Annotated in this window: 3 protein-coding genes and 1 pseudogene; all 4 read right to left on the bottom strand. The window is 75.6% G+C overall.

The genetic code is table 11. The features are described from left to right. Positions 1-131 precede the first annotated feature (131 nt). Positions 132-1,427, bottom strand: a complete 1,296-nt coding sequence (locus ABZU52_RS31755) for a DUF2314 domain-containing protein (RefSeq protein WP_354974607.1) — start codon at positions 1,425-1,427, stop codon at positions 132-134. Between the two features lie 70 nt (positions 1,428-1,497). Further along, positions 1,498-2,271 (bottom strand): adenosylcobinamide-GDP ribazoletransferase, encoded by a 774-nt coding sequence (locus ABZU52_RS31750; RefSeq protein ID WP_354974606.1) that lies wholly within the window; start codon positions 2,269-2,271, stop codon positions 1,498-1,500. Beyond that, positions 2,261-4,252 carry a bifunctional adenosylcobinamide kinase/adenosylcobinamide-phosphate guanylyltransferase gene (locus tag ABZU52_RS31745; RefSeq protein WP_354974605.1) on the bottom strand — a complete coding sequence of 664 codons (1,992 nt, stop codon included), beginning with the start codon at positions 4,250-4,252 and terminating at the stop codon, positions 2,261-2,263. Before ABZU52_RS31745 ends, ABZU52_RS31750 begins: the two co-directional genes overlap by 11 nt. Before the next feature lie 340 nt (positions 4,253-4,592). Further along, positions 4,593-5,494, bottom strand: a pseudogene (locus ABZU52_RS31740) (hypothetical protein); the annotation flags it as partial.

The raw sequence follows: 5,494 nt of genomic DNA, 5'->3' as shown, positions 1-5,494 counted from the left end.
GCGTAGGCCCCTGGGTGTGCGTGCGGTGATCAAGAGGTTTGCGTCAAAATTTCGCCCGTGGATGACGCAAACCTCTTGATCACCGGGGCAGGCGGGGCGGTCGCGGGGCGGGGGGAGGAGGGTGGTCTGGGTTAGGGGGTTGGGGTGGGGGGTTCGCCGGAGTCCAGGACTGCTTGGGTCCAGCCGCCTTCGATGACGCCGGTCGCGTCCAGGACGGCCCAGTCGACCACGTCGGACGTCTCCACGACCACGGGGGCGCCGATGCGGACGCTCTCGTCGGTAGCGGCGTCGCTGGCGCTCACTCCGACGATCCGTTCCGGGGTCTCCCACGAGGTGACGCCCGCCCAGACGTACTCCGGGCCGTCGTCTCCGGGCAGGCCGTACTTCACCACCAGCTGCGACTCGGCGGGGAGCTGGCCGGCGACGAAGCGGGCGCGGGCGTCCCCCAGCGCGGCCCGGGCGGTGGCGACCGCACGGCTCATCGCGTCACCGGAGCGGGCGTAGCGTACGTCCGGCTGGATCCCGGAGAACAGGGTCGCGCAGGCGGCGGCGTAGTAGCGCCCGTCCGGGCCGGGGTGCCCGGCCGGCGGGCGCAGGCTGAGGAACGAGTCGGCCTCCGGGTCGGTCGCCGGGTCCAGTTCGAGGCGGAGCAGCACCGGGGCGGTGGCACCGTGCTGCTCCGGGTTGCCGTACGCCACCGCGATGTCGTGCCCGGTGACCGTGGCCAGCACCGGCAGCTGCACGAACGCGGGCACCTCCTCGCCGGTGAGCCCGTCGGTCCAATCCCGCAGCAGCCGGCGGGCCGCCCCGGTCATCACCGCACCCCAGGCGCGGGTGAGGTGGTCGGGCACCCCCTGGGTCTGCAACTCCAGCAGGCCGAAGCGACGTAGCCCCTTGGTGGTGAACCACAGGCCCTCGGTGTCGGACGAGTACGGCACCAGCACCCAGTCGACGAGTCGGATGCGGCCCTGCTCGTCGGGGAGCGAGCGCAGCGCGGTGGCCGGGTCGAGGAACTGGAGGCCGAAGACGTCCACCACGTCGCTGTCGACGGATTCCGCCACCGCGGCGGCGACCGCCCGGGCGGCCCACTCGTGTGCGGGCGGCCAGCCGGGCCGGTACTCGGCCTGTACGACCACCAGGTGCGTCGCCGCCGCCAGCCGGGCCAGCTGCTCCTCGGTGGCGCCGAACGCGGTGAGCAGGTCCGGTGGCAGCTCGGGGAACTCGGCGATCGGCCGGGTGTCGACGCTCATCAGCGGGCTGTCGAGCATCTGCCGGGCCAGCCCGTGCACCGGCTCGGCAAGCCGACCGGTCAGGGCCGCCACCGCGGTCTTCGCACTGACCTTCGGCAGCCCCACCATCGGCACCAGGTAGGTCGCGCTGAGCGACTCCGGCACCGGGACGGGCAGGAAGTCGTCCGTGATGAGCATGGTGGGATCCCCCGGTGGTGGCCGCGCCGGTGTTGTCGAGCCGAACGCTACCCGGCCTGCGGGGCCCGGTTCAGCCGGACAGCACCAGACCCAGGTAGACCAGCGTGGTGACCACCTCGACGGTCGCGCCGAGGACGTCGCCGGTGATCCCGCCGAGCCGGCGTACCACGTGGGTGAGCAGCGGTAGCGCGACGGCGATCGCGGCGACGACGGCCAGCGGCCCCTGCCACGGACGGCCCGGCACCGCGGGCACCGCCAGCAGCACGACGGCGACCGCGCCGGCGGCCAGGGCCACCGGGCCGACAGTGCCGGCGACCAGCGCGCCCAGCCCGTCGGGTCGGGCCGCCGGCACCGCCCGCCGGCAGGCCACCGTGACACCGAACCGGCCGGCCGCGGTCGCCGTGACCACCGCCGCGAGACACGCCGGCCAGGACCGACCCGCCAGGTCCGCGAGCGCCGCCGCCTGCACCAGGAGTACGACCACCAGGGCGACCACCCCGAACGGGCCCACGTCCGGCTTCTTCATGATCTCCAGGGCGGCCGCGCCCCGCCGGTACGAGCCGAGCGCGTCCACCGTGTCGGCCAGCCCGTCCAGGTGCAGCCCCCGGGTGAGCAGCGCGGCGGCGCCGATGGTCACGCCGGCCGCCACCAGTGGGGGAGCGAGCGCGCCAGCCAGCAGCAGCACACCGGCCAGCAGGGCGCCGAGCAGCGCGCCGACCGCCGGGGCGAGGGCCATCGCCGTGCCGGCGACCGGGCGATCGATGCGCCCGGCCCGCACCGGCAGCGTGGTGAACGTGGTGACCGCCAGCCGGGCTCCGGCGAGAAGCCGTGGCTCAGCCGGCACGCCAGCCCGACGCCGGCTGTTCGTCCGCCCCGGTGCTGGCCGGGCCCGGCCCGGCCGGCTCCGGCTCGACGAAGTCGGGCTCAGTGAAGTCGGGCTCGGTCGAGTCGGGCTCGGTGCGATCCGGGTCGGCGTAGCTCGGGTCGCTGGACTCCGACTCGTCGGCGGCCGGGTCGGTGTCGTCCGCGCCGCCCAGCGACGGGTGCACCGGCAGCGCGGCGGACAACGCCAGCACCGAGCGCAGCAGCGGCAGCGCGACCAGCGCGTTCGCCCCCTCGCCGAGATCCAGCCGCAGGTCGAGCAGCGGGGTGAGGCCCAGCACGTCGGCGGCGAGTCGCACGGCCGGGTGCCCGCCGTGGTCGGCGAGCAGGCACCAGTGCCGGGCCTGCCCGGCCAGGTCACGGCTCACCATTCCGGCGGCCAACCCGACCGGCCCGTCGAGCAGCACCGGCACCCGGCGGGCGGTGGCGCCGAGCAGCACCCCGGTGGCCACGGCCACGTCGCCGCCGCCCAGCTCGGCCAGGATGTCCTTGGCCCCCCGGGACGAGCGTCGGGTGCGGTGCAGCGCGTCGCGTACCGCCGCGCAGCGGATCATCCACGCCGCGTCGTCGATCTCGCCGGACTCGGTGATCACCCGGCCCAGAACCGCGGGTGGCTCCGCGCCCGCGGTCGCCGCGAGCACCGCCGCGGCCGCCGCCTCGGTGCCGGCGCCGCACGCCCCGAGCACCAGCAGTTGTACGCCGGCGTCGGCGGCCTGTTCGGCCAACCGCCAGCCGTAGCGCAGCGCCGACTCCACCTGCTCCGGCGCGAGGGCCGGCTCGACCTCGATCGGCGCGGAGGCCGGAGTGTCCACCACCTGGAGACTGGCGCCGCTCTCGGCGGCCAGCCGTGCCAACGCGCCCCGGCCGGCGCGGGCCTGCGCGGCGCGGCGGGCCGACTCACCGGCCACGGTGCCGGCCGACGCCCCGCCGGCGTGGTCGCCGTGCAGCAGCAGCACCCGCACCGAGCCCCAGGCGGCGGGGGTCGAGGTGCCCTGGGTGGCGGCGGCGAAGCTCACCACCCGGTCCAGCACGCCCAGCCCGGCGCCCGGTACGTCCAGCGTGGCCAGCCGGTCCACCGCCTGCGGGCCGGCGTACTCGTCGGGCATCGGCAGCTCCATGCCGGGTTGGATGACCAGCCCGGTGGCCACCATCGGCAGCGCCATTGTCGGTGCGGCCCACGGGTTGCCCGGCTCCGCAGTCGGGGCGGCCGGCGGCGTATGGGTCAGCACGTCGGGCAGCTGCACCTCGGGGGTGGGCGGCTCGGTGTCGGCCAGGCTCGCCACCGGTTCGGTGGCGGTCGCGGTGGCCTTCGGCTCGGTCGGGGTGGCCTTCGGCTCGGTCGGGGTGGCCTTCGGCCCGGTCGCGGTGGCGGGAGCGGCTGCCTCGATCGCGCCGGTGACCGACTTGAGCCAGACCGGCTGACCGGCGACGACCAGCGCGACCGCGTCGCAGGCGTCGGCGACCGCGCGGTTGGCCGCGCCCAACGCGTCGGTGAACGCCCGGCCCAGCGGGGTGGTCGGCACCAGCGACAGGCCCACCTCGGGGCTCACCAGCACCACCCGGGCGGCGCACCCGCGGATCGCCTCGGCCAACTCGGCGATCGTCGCCACGTCGTCGGCGGGCTGGTGGTCCGGGTCCAGCAGCACCGTCACCCAGCCGCCCAGGTCGTCGACGAGCACCGTCTCGTTGGGCTCGGCGGACGCCAGCACGTCGGCCAGCCGGCGCGGGTCCTCGGTGGTCTCCTCGGTGGTCCAGCTGCCCGGCCGCCGGGCGCGGTGCTTCGCCAACCGGGTCGCCCACTCGGTGTCCTCCGGGTCGCCCTCGGGCGCGGTGGCGACGTAGCGGACCACCGGCGCGTCGGTGACCAGGGACTCGGCGAACTCGGACTTGCCGGACCGGATACCGCCGAGCACCAGGACCGTGTTCCACCCGTCTACGGACATGCCCGTACCTTAGTTCTCATCCTTCGGGGCTGGGCACGTCGCCCCGACCCTGCCGAAGATCGAAAGTCCGTTCCGCGTCCATTGCGAGAAAGCGTCCAGTTCGCTGACCCGAATGCGGCGCGACCCCGGCCCGCTTCATCCGCCGCCGCTGGCAATCTTGGACACTTTCCGTCAGCTCGGAACGGAAAGTGTCCAAGATCTACCCTGGCTGTTCGACCACGGTGCCGGCGCGCGGGGCCTTCGTCAGCGACAAGAAGGTCGGCTGATCCCCATTCGGGCGCATCTGCCGCGAGGTCGCGCCGGAGGAACCACCAGCGTGACGGCGCGGCCGGTGCGGCGGTCAGTCGCAGTGTTCGAACCCGCTGCCGTAACTGACGCCGCCGGTGGAGCCACCCCACTTGACGCACGTTCCGGCGGCGCTGGCCCGCACCGGCCCGGCGTAGTAGTCGAAGGGCCCGCTGTCGGTGCTGCGCGCCCGACCCTGCACCTCCAGGTACGCCGAGGCCGCCGACTTCGCACCGACCGCGGTGTCCTTGAGGGTGACCACACAGTTGGTGGCGGTGCCCGCGTGGTACAGCAGGAAGACCCGGCCCTTGCGCTGCCCGTCACCGCCGGTCAGCGTCGCCGAGTCGATCACCTGGTAGCCGCTGCCGCACGCCTGGGCGGCCGTGTACGGGTTGGGCCGGCTGGACGGGGTGCGGCTGGGCGTCGGTCGACTGTCGGTCGTACCGGTCGGCGTGCCGCCCGGTGCCGCGCTGAGGGCGGGGTCGCTGCTGGTCGTCGCGTCGGCGGGGGAAACGGTCGGGTCGGCCGTCGCGGTGCGGCTGGCGCCCGGCGTTCCGCTGGGCCGGGGTCCGGTGGTGGTCGCGTCTCTGGGCGGCAGCGCAGCGTCGGTGGCCGCCACCGACTCGCCGGCCAGCGCGGGTGGCTGGTCCGCCGAACCCGGCTTCGCTTCGGGTCGGAGCGCCACCACGGCCACCGCGACAACCAACGCGACGAGGGCGACCGCACCGGCCCCGACCAGCAGTGCGGGGCGTCGGCCCGGCGTCCCGCTCCCGAGCGCGTCCTCCCGGGTCGGCTTCGGCTCGGTCGCCGCTTCGACCGCGACGCTCGCCGGTGGGCGTAGAGCGGCGGGCCCCGCCGACACCGACCCGGCGGGCCCCGCCGACACCGACCCGGCGAGCGGCGTCGCCGCGACCGACGGCGCGGAGGCCAGGCCAGCCGACGGCGCGGGAGCCTGGC

Source organism: Micromonospora sp. NPDC005220 (genome assembly GCF_040607895.1).
GTDB lineage: Bacteria > Actinomycetota > Actinomycetes > Mycobacteriales > Micromonosporaceae > Micromonospora.
This window is presented reverse-complemented; position numbering and strand designations above follow the sequence as displayed.